Origin of the sequence: Streptomyces sp. NPDC089799 (assembly GCF_040684755.1) — a bacterium.
In the GTDB taxonomy this organism is placed as follows: Bacteria; Actinomycetota; Actinomycetes; order Streptomycetales; family Streptomycetaceae; genus Streptomyces.
Genome location: NZ_JBFBGR010000048.1, coordinates 1 through 17,641, shown reverse-complemented (window position 1 = coordinate 17,641; position 17,641 = coordinate 1). Strand labels below are relative to the sequence as shown.

Annotated in this window: 15 protein-coding genes and 1 riboswitch; of the genes, 10 read left to right on the top strand and 5 right to left on the bottom strand. The window is 70.9% G+C overall.

Going from position 1 to position 17,641, the window contains the following annotated elements:
• The first annotated feature begins 110 nt into the window (after positions 1 to 110).
• Positions 111 to 815: a hypothetical protein gene (locus tag AB0O36_RS33875; RefSeq protein ID WP_365117042.1), complete on the top strand. Its 705-nt coding sequence runs from the start codon at positions 111 to 113 to the stop codon at positions 813 to 815.
• Positions 816 to 924: 109 nt separating this feature from the next.
• Here the strand turns inward: AB0O36_RS33875 and AB0O36_RS33870 are convergent, their stop codons facing one another.
• The 4 genes from AB0O36_RS33870 to gcvT form a co-directional block, all read right to left on the bottom strand.
• On the bottom strand, positions 925 to 2,307 hold the full coding sequence (locus AB0O36_RS33870; protein ID WP_365117041.1) for an L-serine ammonia-lyase: 1,383 nt from the start codon (positions 2,305 to 2,307) through the stop codon (positions 925 to 927).
• A 286-nt stretch (positions 2,308 to 2,593) separates the two neighbouring features.
• Positions 2,594 to 3,850: a serine hydroxymethyltransferase gene (gene glyA / locus AB0O36_RS33865; protein WP_365117038.1), complete on the bottom strand. Its 1,257-nt coding sequence runs from the start codon at positions 3,848 to 3,850 to the stop codon at positions 2,594 to 2,596.
• A gap of 24 nt (positions 3,851 to 3,874) precedes the next feature.
• On the bottom strand, positions 3,875 to 4,252 hold the full coding sequence (gcvH, locus tag AB0O36_RS33860) for a glycine cleavage system protein GcvH (RefSeq protein ID WP_365117037.1): 378 nt from the start codon (positions 4,250 to 4,252) through the stop codon (positions 3,875 to 3,877).
• A gap of 79 nt (positions 4,253 to 4,331) precedes the next feature.
• Positions 4,332 to 5,447, bottom strand: a complete 1,116-nt coding sequence (gcvT, locus tag AB0O36_RS33855; protein ID WP_365117034.1) for a glycine cleavage system aminomethyltransferase GcvT — start codon at positions 5,445 to 5,447, stop codon at positions 4,332 to 4,334.
• Positions 5,448 to 5,655: 208 nt separating this feature from the next.
• Positions 5,656 to 5,758, bottom strand: a riboswitch (glycine riboswitch).
• 314 nt (positions 5,759 to 6,072) lie between these two features.
• On the opposite strand from gcvT, the gene AB0O36_RS33850 reads away from it, so the two are divergent.
• Positions 6,073 to 6,702 carry an AAA family ATPase gene (locus tag AB0O36_RS33850; protein WP_365117112.1) on the top strand — a complete coding sequence of 210 codons (630 nt, stop codon included), beginning with the start codon at positions 6,073 to 6,075 and terminating at the stop codon, positions 6,700 to 6,702.
• A gap of 104 nt (positions 6,703 to 6,806) precedes the next feature.
• Here AB0O36_RS33850 and AB0O36_RS33845 read toward each other — a convergent pair whose 3' ends face one another.
• Positions 6,807 to 8,474, bottom strand: a complete 1,668-nt coding sequence (locus AB0O36_RS33845; RefSeq protein ID WP_365117031.1) for an MFS transporter — start codon at positions 8,472 to 8,474, stop codon at positions 6,807 to 6,809.
• Positions 8,475 to 8,635: 161 nt separating this feature from the next.
• Here AB0O36_RS33845 and AB0O36_RS33840 point away from each other — a divergent pair, with 161 nt between their 5' ends.
• From AB0O36_RS33840 to AB0O36_RS33805, 8 genes are all read left to right on the top strand, one after another.
• Entirely contained in the window at positions 8,636 to 9,139 is a 504-nt protein-coding gene (locus AB0O36_RS33840; protein ID WP_365117030.1) for a MarR family transcriptional regulator, read from the top strand.
• Positions 9,140 to 9,199: 60 nt separating this feature from the next.
• Positions 9,200 to 9,961: an enhanced serine sensitivity protein SseB gene (locus AB0O36_RS33835; protein WP_365117028.1), complete on the top strand. Its 762-nt coding sequence runs from the start codon at positions 9,200 to 9,202 to the stop codon at positions 9,959 to 9,961.
• A gap of 64 nt (positions 9,962 to 10,025) precedes the next feature.
• A complete protein-coding gene (locus tag AB0O36_RS33830) occupies positions 10,026 to 10,766 on the top strand; it encodes an enhanced serine sensitivity protein SseB C-terminal domain-containing protein (RefSeq protein WP_365117025.1) in 741 nt (246 codons plus the stop codon).
• Between the two features lie 630 nt (positions 10,767 to 11,396).
• The gene (locus AB0O36_RS33825; RefSeq protein WP_365117022.1) at positions 11,397 to 12,392 is read left to right on the top strand and encodes an ABC transporter permease; all 996 of its coding nucleotides are present in this window, start codon (positions 11,397 to 11,399) and stop codon (positions 12,390 to 12,392) included.
• 24 nt (positions 12,393 to 12,416) lie between these two features.
• Positions 12,417 to 14,198 carry an ABC transporter substrate-binding protein gene (locus AB0O36_RS33820; protein ID WP_365117019.1) on the top strand — a complete coding sequence of 594 codons (1,782 nt, stop codon included), beginning with the start codon at positions 12,417 to 12,419 and terminating at the stop codon, positions 14,196 to 14,198.
• 117 nt (positions 14,199 to 14,315) lie between these two features.
• A complete protein-coding gene (locus AB0O36_RS33815) occupies positions 14,316 to 15,317 on the top strand; it encodes an ABC transporter permease (RefSeq protein ID WP_365117016.1) in 1,002 nt (333 codons plus the stop codon).
• A complete protein-coding gene (locus AB0O36_RS33810; RefSeq protein WP_365117013.1) occupies positions 15,314 to 16,402 on the top strand; it encodes an ABC transporter ATP-binding protein in 1,089 nt (362 codons plus the stop codon). Before AB0O36_RS33815 ends, AB0O36_RS33810 begins: the two co-directional genes overlap by 4 nt.
• Before the next feature lie 65 nt (positions 16,403 to 16,467).
• The gene (locus AB0O36_RS33805; RefSeq protein WP_365117110.1) at positions 16,468 to 17,544 is read left to right on the top strand and encodes a dipeptide ABC transporter ATP-binding protein; all 1,077 of its coding nucleotides are present in this window, start codon (positions 16,468 to 16,470) and stop codon (positions 17,542 to 17,544) included.
• The last annotated feature ends 97 nt before the right edge of the window (positions 17,545 to 17,641 follow it).

Sequence of the window (17,641 nt, the reverse complement as noted above, 5' to 3'; positions counted from 1 at the left end):
CCGTGCCACGGGAACCGGGCGTCGGGCGGGCCGGGCGGAACGCGGCGTTCGGATCGGCGCGCCGGGATGTGACCATGGCCCCCTGAGCAACTCGTGTTCCTGGGGGGACCATGCGCATCACCCGTACCGTCGTCGGCCTGGTGGCCGGCACCGTCGTCGCGGCCCTGCTGGCCGGCTGCAGCTCGCCGGGTGCGAAGCCGGAGAAGGGTGCGTCCGCGGGGGTCACCCAGGCCCCGCCGGCCGGCCCGGCCGCACTCGACCCGGAGCCCCGTCCGCAGGACCAGAACCTGCTCGCCTGGACCGGCGACCCCAACGACGCCGGCCATGTCACGGCCCAGTCCTCGGCCGGGGTCGGCGGCCGGGTCACCCTGGTACGGCTCGTCCTGCGCGAGCGGATCACCTGGTCGAACATCTGGCTGGGACTGGCCGGGATCGACCCCGGCGCCCAGCTCGCCGACTGCCACCTCGGCGTGTACGACGCCAAGGGCAACCTCCGCGGGGCCACCGCGGACGTCTCCCCGCAGCTGATGACCGATGCGATCGCCAAGCCGCTGGCCCTGCAGAAGCCCTTCACCGCCGAGCCCGGCACCTACTTCATCGCGCTGCTCCTGAACGGCAGCTGGGCCACCAACGCGCTGACCCTGAAGGCCACCGGGGCCGGCATCTCGGTGAACGCGGGCCTCACCCCGCCGAACCTGCGCTACAGCACCGTGCTGACCGGGCAGACCTCGCTGCCCGCCACCCTGGACCTCACCCAGCAGTCGGTCAGCACGATCAACACCGGCTGGGCCAGCCAGTGGTACGCCGTCTCCTGACGCGGAGGCCCGGACGAGAGGTCCGGACGAGCCGTGGGACGGGCCCCCGGACGAGCCGTGGGGCGGGCCCGGAAGGACCCGCCCCACGGGCGTCGGCGTGTGCCGGACGTCAGCACTCGATGACGTTCACGGCGAGGCCGCCGCGCGCCGTCTCCTTGTACTTGATCTTCATGTCGGCGCCGGTCTCCTTCATGGTCTTGATGACTTTGTCCAGGGAGACCTTGTGGCTGCCGTCCCCGCGCATCGCCATCCGCGCGGCGGTGACGGCCTTCACGGCGGCCATGCCGTTGCGCTCGATGCACGGGATCTGGACCAGGCCGCCGACCGGGTCGCAGGTCAGGCCCAGGTTGTGCTCCATGCCGATCTCGGCCGCGTTCTCCACCTGCTCCGGGGTGCCGCCGAGCACCTCGGCCAGCGCGCCCGCCGCCATGGAGCAGGCCGAGCCGACCTCGCCCTGGCAGCCGACCTCGGCGCCGGAGATCGACGCGTTCTCCTTGAACAGCATGCCGATCGCGCCCGCGGCGAGGAGGAAGCGGACCACGCCGTCCTCGTCGGCGCCCGGCACGAAGTTCACGTAGTAGTGCAGGACCGCCGGGAGCACGCCCGCGGCGCCGTTGGTCGGGGCGGTCACGACCCGGCCGCCGGCCGCGTTCTCCTCGTTCACCGCCATCGCGTAGATCGTCGTCCACTCGCTGCGGTGCAGCATCGGGTCACCCTCGGTGCGCAGCTGGCGCGCGGTGGAGGCGGCGCGCCGCTTGACCCGCAGGCCGCCCGGCAGGATGCCCTCGCGGGACATGCCGCGGGAGACGCACGCCTGCATGACCCGCCAGATCTCCAGCAGGCCCTCGCGGATCTCCTCCTCGGTGCGCCAGGCCTTCTCGTTCTCCAGCATCAGGGAGGAGATCGACAGCCCGGTCTCGCGGGTCAGCCGGAGCATCTCGTCGCCGGTGCGGAAGGGGTACTTCAGCACGGTGTCGTCGAGCTTGATCCGGTCCTCGCCGACCGCGTCCTCGTCGACCACGAAGCCGCCGCCGACCGAGTAGTACGTCTTCTCCAGCAGCGGGGCGCCGGCCTCGTCGTACGCGAAGAGGGTCATGCCGTTGGCGTGGTAGGGCAGCGAGCGGCGGCGGTGCAGGATCAGCTGGTTCGGCTCGTCGAAGTCGATCTCGTGCACATCGCCTATCTCGGCGCCGAGCAGCCGCAGCCTCTTGTTCTGCCGGATGCGCTCGACCTCGTCATCGGCCTTCTCGACGTCGACCGTGCGCGGGGAGTAGCCCTCCAGGCCCAGCAGGACGGCCTTGGGGGTGCCGTGGCCGTGCCCGGTCGCGCCCAGGGAGCCGAACAGCTCGGCCCGGACCGAGACGGTCTGGGCGAGCAGGCCGTCCTTCTTGAGGCGGTTCACGAACATGCGGGCGGCACGCATCGGCCCGACGGTGTGCGAGCTGGAGGGACCGATGCCGATCGAGAAGAGATCGAAGACGGAAATGGCCACGGTGGCGGACTCCCGGATCACCCCCGCGGTGGCGGGGAAGGAACCGTCCAGTCGCTCTCGCAGCGTAGCGGGGCGGCCGACGGAGGGGCGGACTTTGCGGGGATTGCGGGCAAAGGGCACCTCGTGGGCGCCCTTGCCCGGTTAATCAGCGTACGTCAGTTCGTGCACGGCCCGGTTACGCCGGTTCGTACGGCGGCTTGCGAGGTCTCGACGTCGAGACCTCGACTCCGGGGTATGGGGAGGGCCCGGCCCGTGTGTACACGGCCGGGCCCCCCACCGGCGCCTGTTACAGCGACGGGTACAGCGGGTACTTCCCGGCCAGCGTGGTGACGCGGGCCCGCAGGGCCTGGACGTCGTACGACGGCTTGAGGGCCTCGGCGATGATGTCGGCGACCTCGCGGAAGTCCTCGGCGCCGAAACCGCGGGTGGCCAGGGCCGGGGTGCCGATCCGCAGGCCCGAGGTCACCATCGGCGGCCGCGGGTCGTTCGGGACGGCGTTCCGGTTGACCGTGATGCCGACCTCGTGGAGGCGGTCCTCGGCCTGCTGGCCGTCCAGCTCGGAGTTGCGCAGGTCGACCAGGACCAGGTGCACGTCCGTGCCGCCGGTGAGCACGTCCACGCCCACCGCCTTGGCGTCGTCCTGGACCAGGCGCTCGGCGAGGATCCGCGCGCCCTCCAGGGTGCGCTGCTGGCGCTCCTTGAACTCCTCCGAGGCGGCGACCTTGAAGGAGACCGCCTTGGCGGCGATCACGTGCTCCAGCGGACCGCCCTGCTGACCGGGGAAGACCGCGGAGTTGATCTTCTTGGCCAGCTCCTGCGTCGACAGGATCACGCCACCGCGGGGACCGCCGAGGGTCTTGTGCGTGGTGGTGGTGACCACGTGGGCGTGCGGCACCGGGTTCGGGTGCAGACCCGCGGCGACCAGGCCCGCGAAGTGGGCCATGTCGACCATCAGGTACGCGCCGACCTCGTCCGCGATCCGGCGGAACGCGGCGAAGTCCAGCTGGCGCGGGTACGCGGACCAGCCGGCCACGATCAGCTGCGGCTTGGACTCCTTGGCCAGGCGCTCGACCTCGGCCATGTCGACCTGGCCGTCCTCGCCGACGTGGTACGGGACCACGTTGTAGAGCTTGCCGGAGAAGTTGATCTTCATGCCGTGGGTCAGGTGACCGCCGTGGGCCAGGTTCAGGCCCATGATCGTGTCGCCCGGCTTGAGCAGCGCGAACATCGCGGCCGCGTTGGCCTGCGCACCCGAGTGCGGCTGCACGTTCGCGGCCTCGGCGCCGAACAGCGCCTTGATCCGGTCGATGGCGATCTGCTCGATCACGTCGACGTGCTCGCAGCCGCCGTAGTAGCGGCGGCCCGGGTAGCCCTCGGCGTACTTGTTGGTCAGGACCGAACCCTGGGCCTCCATGACGGCGACCGGAGCGAAGTTCTCCGACGCGATCATTTCCAGGGTCGACTGCTGGCGCTCCAGCTCGGCGTCGACGGCGGCGGCGACGTCCGGGTCGAGCTCGTGCAGGGGGGTGTTCAGTACAGACATCTCTATCCCTGGTGTGGTGGGAGGTCAGCCCGCGAACGCGGTGTACTCGTCGGCGGTCATCAGGTCGTCCTCGCCGCCCGTGATCCTGACCTTGAACAGCCAGCCGCCCTCGAACGGGGCGGTGTTCACGAGCGCCGGGTCGTCCACGACGTCCTGGTTGGCCTCGGTGACCTCACCGGTCACCGGGGCGAACAGGTCGCTGACCGACTTGGTGGACTCCAGCTCGCCGCAGGTCTCGCCGGCGGTGACGGTGTCACCCACCTCGGGGAGCTGGGCGTAGACGACGTCACCGAGCGCGTTGGCCGCGTACTCGGTGATGCCGACGGTGGCGACGCCGTCCGCGTCCACCACCGTGACCCACTCGTGTTCCTTGGTGTAGCGCAGCTGCTGGGGGTTGCTCATGACCTGATTCTCCTGGATGAGGGGAGTGCTGATGAACGTTGGTCTTGAAGGATGAGACGGCTCCCGGTAGGGAGGATCGTCACTTCTGCCGCTTGTAGAACGGCAGGGCTACGACCTCGTACGCCTCATGGGTACCTCGAATGTCCACGCCGACGCCGGAGGTGCCGGGCGCGGCGTGCTCCGCGTCGACGTACGCCATCGCGATCGGCTTGCCCAGGGTGGGGGAGGGGGCGCCGGAGGTGACCTCGCCGATGACCTTGCCGTCCGCGACCACGGAGAAGCCGGCGCGGGGCACCCGGCGGCCCTCCGCGATCAGGCCGACGAGCTTGCGCGGGGCCTTGGTCGCGGAGCGCTCGGCGGCGGCCTCCAGGGCGGCGCGGCCGACGAAGTCGCCCTCCTTCTCGAACTTCACGACCCGGCCCAGGCCCGCGTCGAACGGGGTCAGCGCGGTGGTCAGCTCGTGGCCGTAGAGCGGCATGCCCGCCTCCAGGCGGAGCGTGTCGCGGCAGGACAGGCCGCACGGGACCAGGCCGGCGTCGGCGCCCGCCTCGGTCAGCGCCTGCCACAGCTGCACGGCGTGCTCCGGCTTCACGAACAGCTCGAAGCCGTCCTCGCCGGTGTAGCCGGTGCGCGCGATCAGCGCGGGGACGCCGGCGACGGTGCCGGGCAGGCCGGCGTAGTACTTCAGGCCGTCGAGGTCGGCGTCGGTGACCTTCTTGAGGATGCCGGGGGACTCCGGGCCCTGGACGGCGATCAGCGCGTACGCGTCGCGGTCGTCGCGGACCTCGGTGTTGAAGCCGGCCGCGCGCTCGGTCAGCGCGTCGAGCACGATCTGGGCGTTGGAGGCGTTGGCGACGACCATGTACTCGGTCTCGGCCAGGCGGTAGACGATCAGGTCGTCCAGGATGCCGCCGTCCTCCCGGCAGATGTGGGTGTACCGGGCGCGGCCCACGCCGACCGTGGAGATGTTGCCGACCAGGGCGTGGTCCAGGGCCTTGACGGCCTCCGGGCCGGTCAGGGTGATCTCGCCCATGTGGGAGAGGTCGAACAGGCCGGCCCGGGTGCGGACGGCGTTGTGCTCGTCGCGCTCACTGGCGTACCGCAGCGGCATGTCCCAGCCCGCGAAGTCGGTCATGGTCGCACCGAGCTCACGGTGCAGCGCATCGAGCGCGGTCAGACGGGGGGCATTGCTCATCGGTACGGCTCCCAGGTCCCAGGGCAACGGCATGACATGACGAGGACGATCCTCCCCATCTGTCATCGGAACCTGAGAGGTTCGCCGAGAGTCTCTGTCACCTACGGGATCGCATCGGTCACGCACGGACCGGATCGCGCTCGGGTCAGGGCTCGGCTTGCACCTTGGGTGGAGCCGCGGCGGAGCGCGGCTCGCTTTTCAGATCTGCCTCATCCACGCGGTACGGGGCCTGAGAGATTCAAGGGAGGTTCTTGCTCCTTCGGCGCCCGGCTCCCCCTGGGGGGCTGCCGGGACTCTCCCGCGCGGATTCAAGCGGCCGGTATGCAGTTGGGTGTCCAGTTGGCGCACATCATTGCACGGGATACGGCCGTATGGGCGGCCGGGCCCGGAACTGTGCCCGGAACTGTGTGCGGGGCGGACGCGTCCCGGGTCTCGAAGGCCGGACGCCGGCGGCGGAACCGGACCTGCGGGATTACCGTCTCTTTACACTCAGTGGGAAAGGGTCCTGGGAACTCCTGGTGAATCCCGGTGACCCGATTCGGGGGAGGCGAGTGCGGTGCGGAGACTCGGACTGACGGCGGCAGCGACGGCGGCGGCCACGGCCGCTGCGGCGCCGGCGGCGGGCGTGCCGGTCCAGCGCGGGGTGCCGGCGCGGGCGGCGGAGGGCGCGGCCCCCGCGGCGGCCGTACGCGACCTGAGGGGCCGCGCTGCCGGACCCTCGCACCTGGGCTTCGCCGAGGGCGACATCGTGGTCGTGTCGGGGCTCCCCGGCGGCGGCAAGAGCACACTGATCAAGCGGGCGGTCGCGGAGGGGGACGCGGCCATCGACTCGCAGGACGTCCGCGAGCGCTGGGAGCGCCGCATGCCGGCCGCGCTGCCCTACGGGCTGTACCGCCCGCTGGTCCGGATCGCGCACTACGCCGGCCTGGCCCGGGTCCTGCGCTCCGGCCGGTCCGTGGTGGTGCACGACTGCGGCACCCAGGCATGGGTCCGCGGCCTGCTGGCGCGCGCCGCGCGGCGGCGCGGCCGCGCCCTCCACCTGGTCCTGCTGGACGCCAGCCCGGCGGAGGCGCTGTCGGGGCAGGCGGCCCGGGGCCGGGGCGTGACGGCGTACGCCTTCGCCCGGCACCGCGGCGCGGTCGGCCGGCTGCTCCGCGCCGCCGAAGCCGGCCGCCTCCCGGCCGGCTGCGCCTCGGCGACCCTCCTGGACCGCGCCGCCGCGATCCGCCTCACCCACCTGACCTTCCGCGACTAGTCCGTCGGCGGGGCGCTGTTGTACCGGACGTACGTGGTGCCCCGTCGAGGCGGCGAGGTGCGGTGCCGGGCGGCGCGGGTCAGGCAAGATCCGGAAGAGACGGCCTACCAGGGGGTCCCCTTCGGATCACGCCGGGACCGCGCCGCCGCCCGGTCGGCTCCGCCCGGGGTTCCCCGGCCGCCCTCCGTCCGCTTGGCCGGCCCCGTACGGTGGTCCGGCCGGAAGCCGATGGCCAGGATCGCCGCGCCGGCCAGGGCGAATCCCGCCGTCCAGAGCGCACCGACGTGCATGGCGTGGAGGAACGCGGTGTCGGCCGCTTCGGCGAGCCGCGCGTCGTGCGTGGCGGCCGCCACGTGCCGGGCGAGCTCCGCCGAGACCCGGGCCTGGTCCCGTGCCTGGTCCGGGAGGCCGGTGAGCGAGCCGTCGATCGAGCGCCGGTAGACGATCGAGGTGATCGTGCCGCCGACCGCGATGCCGAGCACGCTGCCGGTCTGGCGAAGGGTGCTGTTGACCGCGCTGCCCGCACCGGAGCGCTCCAGTGGCAGGGAGCCCAGCACCGCGCTCGTGACGGGAGCGATCACCATGCCGATCGCGGTGCCCTGGACCACCATGACCGCCGAGTACCAGGCGATCGGTGTGGTCGCGTCGAACAGGGCGAAGGCCCCCATGGCCAGGGCCGCGACGGCGAGCGAGACCGAGGAGACGAATCGGACGGACGTCCGGCGGGCCAGCCGGACGGCGATCGGCGAGCCGACGACCACTCCGAGCGCCCCCGGAAGTCCCAGGAGCGATGCCTGGAACGGCGAGTACTGGCGGGCGCCCTGCAGATAGAAGGCGAGGTAGAAGGATCCGGCCGTGAGGGCCAGGAAGACCATCATCAGGGTGACGTTCCCGGAAGCGAAGCGGCGCTGCGCCAGCAGCCGGGGATCGAAGCTGGGGTGGGCGATCCGCAGCTCCGTGACGACGAACGCCGCGATCAGCACGATGCCCGCGGCGGTGCAGCCCCATACGGGCGGCTGGCTGAAGGACGCGTCCTGGCCGGCGCGGATCAGGCCGTACGCGAGGAGCCCGAGGCCGCCGGTCGACAGGACCAGACCCGCCGGGTCGAGGCGTCGGGCCCGGGGGCTGCGGAAGTTGGGCACGTACCGCGCGACGAAGCCGAGGCCGATGACGACCACCGGTACGTTGACGAGGAACACCGACCCCCACCAGAACGCCGCGAGCAGCGCACCGGCCAGGATCGGCCCGGCGGCGATGCCGACGCCGGCGAAGGACGACAGCATGCCGAAGGCGGCCGGCCGCTCCGCGGGCTCGAAGGTCCAGCTGACCACCGCCATGGTGGCCGGGACGAGCAGTGCGGCGCCGACGCCCATCACGGCGCGGCCGGCGATGAGCTGGGCGGGGGTGGCGGCGTAGGCGGCGAGGGCGGAGGCCGCGCCGAAGAGGGCCATGCCCGCCAGCAGGGTGTTGCGGTGGCCGAAGCGGTCGCCGAGCGCACCCCCGGTGAACATCAGGCCCGCGAAGGCCAGCGTGTAGGCGCCCGTGGCCCACTGGAGCTGGCCGGGGGTGGCGCCTAACCCGCGGACGGGGTCGGAGAGCGTCTCGAAAGCGGTGGACAGGATCGTTCCGTCGAGCCAGATGAGGAGCTGGGAGAAGACGAGGACGCCGAGGATGAGCCGGCGTTGGGCCGGTGGCGGCACGGACCGTACCGGCGTGGGCGTGGGCGTGGGCGCGGGCGCCGGTGTGGACGTGGGGCGTGCGGCGGATGACATGCGTGACTGCCTTTGGTTCGGGGGCGGCTCGGCTCGGCTCGGCTCGGCTCGGTGCGGCTCGGCCGGTTCGGCCGCGGCGTATGATTGTCAGGTCCTTGACGGTTGCTTTCATCGTGGCCACTCGTCAAGTTCCTGTCAATCACGACTTCGGAGGTCGCCCCATGGGCGAGCAGAGCCATGGCCCCGTGCTGAGCTTCCTGGTCCGCCACACCTGGCTCACCATGCGGGCGGAGATCGGGGCCGAGCTGGAGGGTTTTGGGTTGACCGTGCCGCAGTTCGCGACCCTGATGATGGTCCGGACCTCCCCGGGGATGTCGGTGGCACAGCTGGCCCGCTCGGTCGGGAGCACCCGCCAGGCCGCGAACGAGATGCTCGCGGCCCTGGTGCGCGACGGCCTGATCACTCGTTCCCCGCACGCCACCGACCGCAGGACGCACCAGTTGCACGTGACCGATCGCGGGAGCACCCGCTTCGAGGAGGCGCTTCCGGCCGTCCTGCGACGGGAGGCCGAGCTTGAGGCGGGGCTGACCCGGGAGCAGCGGGAGGCGGCGCTCACCTGGATGTCGGCGGTCACGGCCGCCTGCCGCGAACCTGCCGAGAGGTGCGGTGAGGGGGCGTCGTCGAAGGACGGCGCGGGGGCTGCTCCGGCGCCACAGGCCAGGTGAGCCGGGTGACGGGCGACCCGTTACCCTCGGCGTCGAACGCGGGAGCCGGGAGGAGTACGCATGGAGGGGCAAGGTGGCGGCTGGCCCGCCAACGAGCTGGAGCAGGTGCTGGGGGCCGCGCTGGGTGACCCCGATGCCGGGCCCCGCCTCCTGGAGGTGCTCGCCCGCAGCAGCGTATGGGTGCCGCTGCCGGCCGGTGGCGGGCCGGACAGCGTCGGCCTGCGGCTGCCCACCATGGACATCGGCGGAGCCGCCTACGTCCCCGTCTACTCCAGCGAGCAGCAGTTCCTCGCCTGCGTCGGCCCCGGCATGGACTTCGCCGTGGCCCCGGCCGTCGAGTTCGCCCGCGGCCTGCCCCCGCAGCTCGGCATCGCCGTGAACCCCGAGGGCGCCGTCGGCGTCCCGCTGCCGCCGCCCGCCGTCGCCGAGCTCTGCCGGGGCGGCCTGGCCCCGCAGGACGGCCCCAGCGGCGGCCGGGTCCGGCTCTTCGAGCCGGACTGGCAGGAGGAGCCCGTCGACTTCCTCACCGCCGCGGGGGAGGAGTTCCGTGCCACCGGCGTCGTCGCCTCCGCCCACCGCTGCCTCGCCAGCGTCGAGGGCGGGGACCCCGAGCTCTGGGTCGGTGTCCGCCTGCTGGGACAACGGCCCGAGGAGCGGGACGCCACCCTCGGCGCCCCTCTCGATGCCCCCCTCGACGCGCTGGCGCGCGCCCTGAACCGGGTCCAGCCCCCCTGGCCGGTCCACCTGATCCTGCTCGACGTCACCGACGATCCGGTGGCCGAGCACATCCGCGAGCGCGTGCGCCCGTTCTATCTGCCCTAGGCACCCGTAAGCTGGTGGCGGTTTCCGGGCTGACGGGCGGACAAGAGACGAAGAGGGGTACCGGGTGAGTGCGTCAGGCACGGCCGCGGCCGGGCGGGTCGAGCACATGCTGCGCCAGGTGGCCCCCGGGCGTTATGACAGCTACGAGTCACTGCTGCACGCGCTCGGCGAGGGCCGGCTGTGGATGCTGCTCTGGCAGGGGCAGCCCGGTTCCCCGGACGCCCAGTACGGCGGCATGGAGGTCGACGGGCTCGGCTACGCGCCCTGCGTGACCTCCCCGCAGGAGCTCGCCGCGAGTGGCTGGAACCGCGCGTACGAGGTGGTCACCGGCCGGGACATCGCCCGCGCCCTCTACCCCGACCGCTGGGGCCTGTGGATCAACCCGCACGATCCGGGCGGCGGCCTGGGCATCCCCTGGGCCGACCTGCGCCGGGTGGCCACCGGCCTGGACCGGATGCCGGCCGGGCCGCTGCGGCTGTCGGAACCCGCGCTGGAGCTCCCGCAGTTCTACGGGCTGCTGACCCAGCACGCGCACCGCACCCCCGTGGTCCGCGCGCTCCGCCGCGCCTGGGTGCAGCCGGCGCTCGGCCAGCCGTACCTCGCCGTCGGGCTCGACCTGTACGACGCCTCCCCCGCCGCGCTGGAGTCGGTGCGCGAGATGATGCGCCAGTCGGTGACCGCCGTCCCCGAGGGCGTACCGGTCTGCACGGTGGCGCTCGGCGACGAGCACGACCCGGTCGCGATGTGGCTCAGGGCCCAGGCGCGGCCCTTCTACGACCGCGAGGCGCAGGCGTCCGGCTACTGAGATTCCCCGCGGCCCCCCTGGGGGAGGACCGCACGCGCGACCATCGGGCCGCACGGAACACATCGTTCTGTGCGGCCTTTGTGTTGTCCGGATTTGGACGGTCCTAGGGCCCAAATAACGCACAGCTGGCGACAGTTGGGCACGATGTCCACTTCCGTACCGAACGGACGGTGTTGCTCCGCTGAGCTGACACCACAGTCCGGATAACGGGAACCCGACCCTCACATCACGGTTGCGCATCCATTCATCTGCGGGTCTGGCGGCTGGTCGACGGCCCGATGAAGACTCCCCCACCAAGAGCCGATCAGTCCTCCCGACCGAGGGTTCGGCGCGCGGTTCGCACGCGGCACGCGCAGCACCACCCGAAGCACCTGCACCTGCACCCGTACTTGCACCTGCACCTCGCGGCACCGGCACCTGCACCACGCGGCACCCGCACCGGCAGCACCTGCACCTCGCACTTCGCACCTCGCAGTACCCGCACTTCGCCGTACCCGCACCGCGCAGCACCGCACTTCGCAGTACCCGCACTTCCCTGTACTCGCACTCACAGCGCCACTCCGCACCAACGCCGCCACAGCGGCGGGCATGGGCCGGCTCACCCGTCGGCCGAGAGGGGTCCCCACCACGATGACGGCACCACTGCATGACACGAACGCGGAACAAGCACCCGCGGCCGTTGCCGTAGCCGACGTCCCAGCCAAGGCCATCGAAGGCCGCTCACCGGGCCGGATCGCCTGGATGCGGCTCAAGCGCGACAAGGTCGCACTGACCGGCGGCATCGTCGTGATCTTCCTGGTCCTGGTGGCGGTCTTCGCGCCGCAGATCGTGAGCCTGCTGGGCCACCCGCCCAACGAGTTCCACGAGGAGATGATCGACCCCGAGTTCGGCACCCCCATCGGCTCCTTCGGTGGCATGAGCTCGGACTACCTGCTGGGCGTGGAACCGACCAACGGCCGCGACATCTTCAGCCGGATCGTCTTCGGCGCGCGCATCTCCCTGACCGTGGCCTTCCTGGCCGCCTTCGTCTCGGTGATCATCGGCAGCCTGCTGGGCGCCCTCGCGGGCTTCCTCGGCGGCTGGGTCGACGCACTGATCAGCCGGGTGATGGACCTGCTGCTGGCCTTCCCGCAGCTGCTGTTCACCATCGCCCTGGTCTCCGTGGTCCCCAACTCCGTCTGGGGCTTCGAGGGCACCGGCGTCCGGATGGGCGTCCTGGTCATCGTCATCGGCTTCTTCGGCTGGCCGTACATCGGACGCATCGTCCGCGGCCAGACCATCTCGATGCGCGAACGCGAGTACGTCGAGGCGGCCCGCAGCCTCGGCGCCGGACGCGGCTACATCCTGATCAAGGAGCTGCTGCCCAACCTGGTCGCGCCGATCCTCGTGTACACCACGCTGATCATCCCGACCAACATCCTGACGGAGGCGGCCCTCAGCTTCCTCGGCGCCGGCGTCAAGCCGCCCACCGCCTCCTGGGGAAAGATGCTCTCCGACGCCGTCCCCATCTACCAGGACGCCCCCATGTTCATGGTCGTCCCCGGTCTCGCGATCTTCATCACCGTCCTGGCGTTCAACCTCTTCGGGGACGGGCTGCGTGACGCACTCGACCCCAAGGGCAGCTGAACCGCTTCAACGATTCACCCACTCATGGAGGTTGGACCCATCGTGATCCGCAGAAAGCAGGCACTCGCGATCACCGCAGTGATCGCCGCTCTGTCGCTGACCGCCGCGTGCGGTGGCGACGGCGATGACGCCAAGGACGGCAAGGCCGGCGCTTCCGGTGCCGCCTTCGACGCCGCGACCAAGGGTGTCGTGAACGCGTCCGACAAGAAGGGCGGCGAGCTCAAGCTCTGGTCGCCGCAGGACGTCGACTACCTCGACCCGGCGCGTGCCTACTACGGCTTCGTGTGGAACATGCAGCGCCTCTTCGTGCGCCAGCTGCTCGCGTACGACGCCAAGCCCGGCAAGGACGGCACCAAGCTGGTCCCGGACCTCGCGCAGTCGCTGCCCGAGATCAGCAACGACGGCAAGACCTACACGCTGAAGCTCAAGGACGGCGTGAAGTTCGAGGACGGCTCGCCGATCACCTCGAAGGACATCAAGTACGGCATCGAGCGCGTCTTCGCGCAGGACGTGCTGTCCGGCGGCCCGACGTACCTGATCGACGTCCTCGACCAGGGCCAGAAGTACCCCGGCCCGTACAAGGACGCCGACCCGGCGAAGATGGGTCTGAAGTCGGTCCAGACGCCGGACGACAAGACCATCGTCTTCAACCTGGCGGCCGCCAACTCGGACTTCAGCTACCTGCTGGCCATGCCGGGCTCCTCGCCGGTCCCGGCGGCCAAGGACACCGGCGCCAAGTACACCAACCAGCCGGTCTCCACGGGCCCGTACAAGGTCGAGAGCTTCACCGCCGGCAAGGGCGCGACCTTCGTGCGCAACGAGCACTGGGACCCGAAGACCGACCCGATCCGCAAGGGTCTGCCGGACAAGGTCTCCTTCACGGTGACCACCAACGCCGAGGACATGGACCAGCGCCTGCTCAACGGCGACATCGACCTCGCGGTCGACGGCACCGGCCTGCTCACCGCGGCCAAGAACAAGGTCCTCAAGGACGCGAAGCTCAAGGAGCACGCGGACAACCCGTTCACGGGCTACATCCGCTACATGGCCTTCGCGCAGAAGGTCGCGCCGTTCGACAACATCGAGTGCCGCAAGGCCGTCATCTACGCGGCCGACCCGAAGTCCCTGCAGACCGCCCGCGGCGGCCCGACCTCCGGTGACCTCGGCGCCAACATGCTGCCGCCCGGCATCCCCGGCTCCGACAAGTCCTACGACCCGTGGGGTCTGACCAAGGGCCAGCCGCAGGCCGACAAGGCCAAGGAGGCCCTGAAGGCGTGCGGCAAGCCGGACGGCTTCGAGACCACCATCGCGGTCCGCAACAACCGTGCCGCCGAGGTCAAGACCGCCGAGTCCCTGCAGGCCGCGCTCGACAAGGTCGGCATCAAGGCCAAGATCGACCAGTACGACGGCAAGCTCTCCTCCTCCACGATCGGCTCGCCCGAGAACGTGGCCAAGAAGGGCTACGGAATCATCGTCATGGGCTGGGGCGCCGACTACAACTCCGGCGCGGGCTTCCTGCAGCCGCTGGTCGACGGCTCCTTCATCCTGCCGAACGGCAACAACAACTACACCGAGATCAACGACCCGGAGATCAACAAGCTGTTCGACGACGCCGCTGCCGCCAAGACCCCCGAAGAGGCCGCGCCGTTCTACACGGACATCAACAAGAAGGTGATGGAGAAGGCCCTGTACCTGCCCATCAACTTCGACAAGGCCTTCGTCTACCACAACCCGCGTCTGACGAACGTCTTCTTCAACGAGTCGTACGGAAAGATCGACCTCGCCACGGTGGGCGTCGTCAAGTAACTGTCAGGCACGTGCCTTCACCGCACATGCGCTAGTCCGAAGGGCAGGTGAAGGCCGCAGGCGGCGGCTGCCGTCCCCACAAGGGGCGGCGGCCGCCGGCCCTGGCGGCCGACTGCAGTGCTCGTCTACCTCATCCGGCGACTCTTCAACGTCGTCGCCACGCTGCTGGTGGTCTCCGTGGTCACCTTCGGCATCTTCTTCGCGGTGCCGAAGATCACCGGGTCCGATCCCGCGCTGATGTACGCCGGCCGCGAGACCAATGAGACCGCCCTGGCGGGCATCCGCGTGAAGATGGGCTTCGACAAGCCCATTTCCGAGCAGTACTTGCTCTTCGTGAAGGGCATCGTCGCGGGCCGCGACTACGACAACGGCGTCGACACGACGCACTGCCCGGCCCCCTGCTTCGGCTACTCGTTCAAGAGCGAGACGCCGGTGTGGGACATGATGCTCGACCGTATCCCCGTCACCGTCTCGCTCGCCCTGGGCGCGGCCGTGATCTGGGTCCTCGCGGGTGTGCTGACCGGCGTCATCTCGGCACTCAAACGCAGGACAGCCATCGACCGGACAGTGATGGTCGGCGCCCTCGCCGGCGTCTCGCTGCCGATCTTCTTCACCGGCATGCTCGCCCCGGCGATCCTCGTCTACGGCCTGGGCTGGCTGGACGTCTCCAACTACCGGCCGATCACCGAGGACCCGGCGGCCTGGCTCAACAGCATGATCCTCCCCTGGATCACCCTGGCCTTCCTCTTCGCCGCCACCTACGCCCGCATCACCCGCGCCACCATGCTGGAGGTGCTCGGCGAGGACTACATCCGTACCGCCCGCGCGAAGGGGCTCACCGAGCGGGTGGTCATCCGCAAGCACGCCCTGCGCTCCACCCTCACCCCGCTGGTCACCATGTTCGGCCTGGACTTCGGCGGACTCCTCGGCGGCGCCGTCCTCACCGAGACCACCTTCAACTTCCAGGGCCTGGGCACGGCGGCGGTCGGCGCGATCAGGGACGGCGACCTCCCGGTGATCATGGGTGTCACCCTGCTCGCGGCGCTCTTCGTCGTGATGGCGAACCTGATCGTGGACATGCTGTACGCCGTCATCGACCCGCGCGTGAGGCTGACGTGACCGAGAACCGCACCACCCCCCTGGTCCCCGAGCAGGCGGGACCCCGCACGGACGCGTTCCTCTCCGTCCGTGACCTCAAGGTCCACTTCCCGACCGACGACGGCCTGGTCAAGTCCGTCGACGGGCTCTCCTTCGACCTGGAGCGCGGGAAGACCCTCGGCATCGTCGGCGAGTCCGGCTCCGGCAAGTCGGTGACCTCGCTGGCCGTCATGGGCCTGCACCGCACCGGCAACGCGCGCAGCCGCCCCGTCATCGGCGGCGAGGTCTGGCTCGACGGCGAGGAGCTGCTCCGCGCCGACGACGACGAGGTCCGCCGGCTGCGCGGCCGCAAGATGGCGATGGTCTTCCAGGACCCGCTGAGCGCCATGCACCCCTACTACACGGTCGGCCACCAGATCGTCGAGGCGTACCGGACACACCACGCCGTCGACAAGAAGACGGCGAAGAAGCGGGCGGTCGAGATGCTCGACCGGGTCGGCATCCCCGAGCCGGGCAAGCGCGTCGACGCCTACCCGCACGAGTTCTCCGGCGGCATGCGCCAGCGCGCGATGATCGCGATGGCCCTGGTCAACAACCCGGAGCTGCTCATCGCCGACGAGCCGACCACCGCCCTGGACGTCACCGTCCAGGCGCAGATCCTGGACCTCATCCGGGACCTGCAGAAGGAGTTCGGCTCCGCCGTCATCATGATCACCCACGATCTCGGCGTGGTCGCCGAGATGGCCGACGACATCCTGGTGATGTACGGCGGCCGGTGCGTGGAGCGCGGCTCGGCCGAGAAGGTGTTCCACGAGCCCCGGCACCCCTACACCTGGGGCCTGCTCGGCTCGATGCCGCGCATCGACCGCGACCAGACCGAGCGGCTGATCCCGGTGAAGGGCTCCCCGCCCAGCCTGATCAACATCCCGAGCGGCTGCGCCTTCAACCCGCGCTGCCCGTACGCCGACGTGCCCAAGGACAACCTGACCCGGACGGTGCGTCCGGAGCTGGTGAGCCCGGACGGCGAGCGGCACTGGTCCGCCTGCCACATGTCGCAGGAGGAGCGGACCCGGATCTGGACCGAAGAGATTGCGCCGAAGCTGTGACCGACATCAAGAAGACGGGCGCCGAGGACGGCAAGACGGGCGCCGGCGACGGGAAGACGGCCGCCGTGACGCTTCCCGCGCAGTCCGCGGCCTCCCCGGAGCCCCTGCTCAGGGTGACCGGCCTGGTCAAGCACTTCCCCATCAACAAGGGGCTGCTGCGCCGCCAGGTGGGCGCCGTCAAGGCCGTCGACGGCATCGACTTCGACGTGCGCCGCGGTGAGACCCTCGGCGTGGTCGGCGAGTCCGGCTGCGGCAAGTCGACGATGGGCCGGCTGATCACCCGGCTGCTGGAGCCCACGAGCGGAAAGATCGAGTTCGAGGGCAAGGACATCACGCACCTCGGCGTCTCGGGCATGCGCCCGCTCCGCCGCGACGTGCAGATGATCTTCCAGGACCCGTACGGCTCGCTGAACCCGCGGCACACGGTCGGTGCGATCGTCTCCGCCCCCTTCAAGCTCCAGGGGGTCACCCCGGAGGGCGGGATCAAGGCGGAGGTCCAGCGGCTGCTGTCACTGGTGGGCCTGAACCCGGAGCACTACAACCGCTACCCGCACGAGTTCTCCGGCGGCCAGCGCCAGCGCATCGGCATCGCCCGCGCGCTCGCGCTCAAGCCGAAGCTGGTCGTCGCCGACGAGCCGGTGTCCGCGCTGGACGTGTCGATCCAGGCGCAGGTGGTCAACCTGCTGGACGACCTCCAGGAGGAGCTGGGCCTCACCTACGTGATCATCGCCCATGACCTCTCGGTCATCCGGCACGTCTCGGACCGCATCGCGGTGATGTACCTGGGCAAGATCGTGGAGCTGGCGGACCGCAACTCGCTCTACGAGTCCCCGATGCACCCGTACACCAACGCCCTGCTGTCGGCGGTGCCGGTACCGGACCCGCGCCGGCGCGGTGCGAAGACCGGCCGGATCCTGCTGAAGGGCGACGTCCCCTCGCCGATCGCCCCGCCCAGCGGCTGCCGCTTCCACACGCGGTGCTGGAAGGCGACGCAGATCTGCAAGACGCAGGAGCCGCCGCTGCTGGCGCTGAAGACCGGTCACCAGGTGGCCTGCCACCACCCGGAGAACGGGCCGGACCAGGCGCCGGGCGACGCGGCCCTCCCGGAGGCGCCGAAGGCCCCGGCCGAGCCCTCGGCCTAGGCGGCACCCGCGGCGGGGGGGGGGGGGGGGGGGGGGGGGGGGCGGCCCACCCGCGCCGTCGGCAGCCCGACGAGCGGACGACCACCCGCCTCCCCTC

What these genes read in the sequence shown, in the direction of transcription:
- AB0O36_RS33875 (WP_365117042.1), top strand. Translation starts at nt 111, where the DNA reads ATGCGCATCACCCGTACCGTCGTCGGCCTGGTGGCCGGCACCGTCGTC.
- glyA (WP_365117038.1), bottom strand. Translation starts at nt 3,850, where the DNA reads ATGTCTGTACTGAACACCCCCCTGCACGAGCTCGACCCGGACGTCGCC.
- gcvH (WP_365117037.1), bottom strand. Translation starts at nt 4,252, where the DNA reads ATGAGCAACCCCCAGCAGCTGCGCTACACCAAGGAACACGAGTGGGTC.
- gcvT (WP_365117034.1), bottom strand. Translation starts at nt 5,447, where the DNA reads ATGAGCAATGCCCCCCGTCTGACCGCGCTCGATGCGCTGCACCGTGAG.
- AB0O36_RS33845 (WP_365117031.1), bottom strand. Translation starts at nt 8,474, where the DNA reads ATGTCATCCGCCGCACGCCCCACGTCCACACCGGCGCCCGCGCCCACG.
- AB0O36_RS33840 (WP_365117030.1), top strand. Translation starts at nt 8,636, where the DNA reads ATGGGCGAGCAGAGCCATGGCCCCGTGCTGAGCTTCCTGGTCCGCCAC.
- AB0O36_RS33835 (WP_365117028.1), top strand. Translation starts at nt 9,200, where the DNA reads ATGGAGGGGCAAGGTGGCGGCTGGCCCGCCAACGAGCTGGAGCAGGTG.
- AB0O36_RS33825 (WP_365117022.1), top strand. Translation starts at nt 11,397, where the DNA reads ATGACGGCACCACTGCATGACACGAACGCGGAACAAGCACCCGCGGCC.
- AB0O36_RS33820 (WP_365117019.1), top strand. Translation starts at nt 12,417, where the DNA reads ATGGAGGTTGGACCCATCGTGATCCGCAGAAAGCAGGCACTCGCGATC.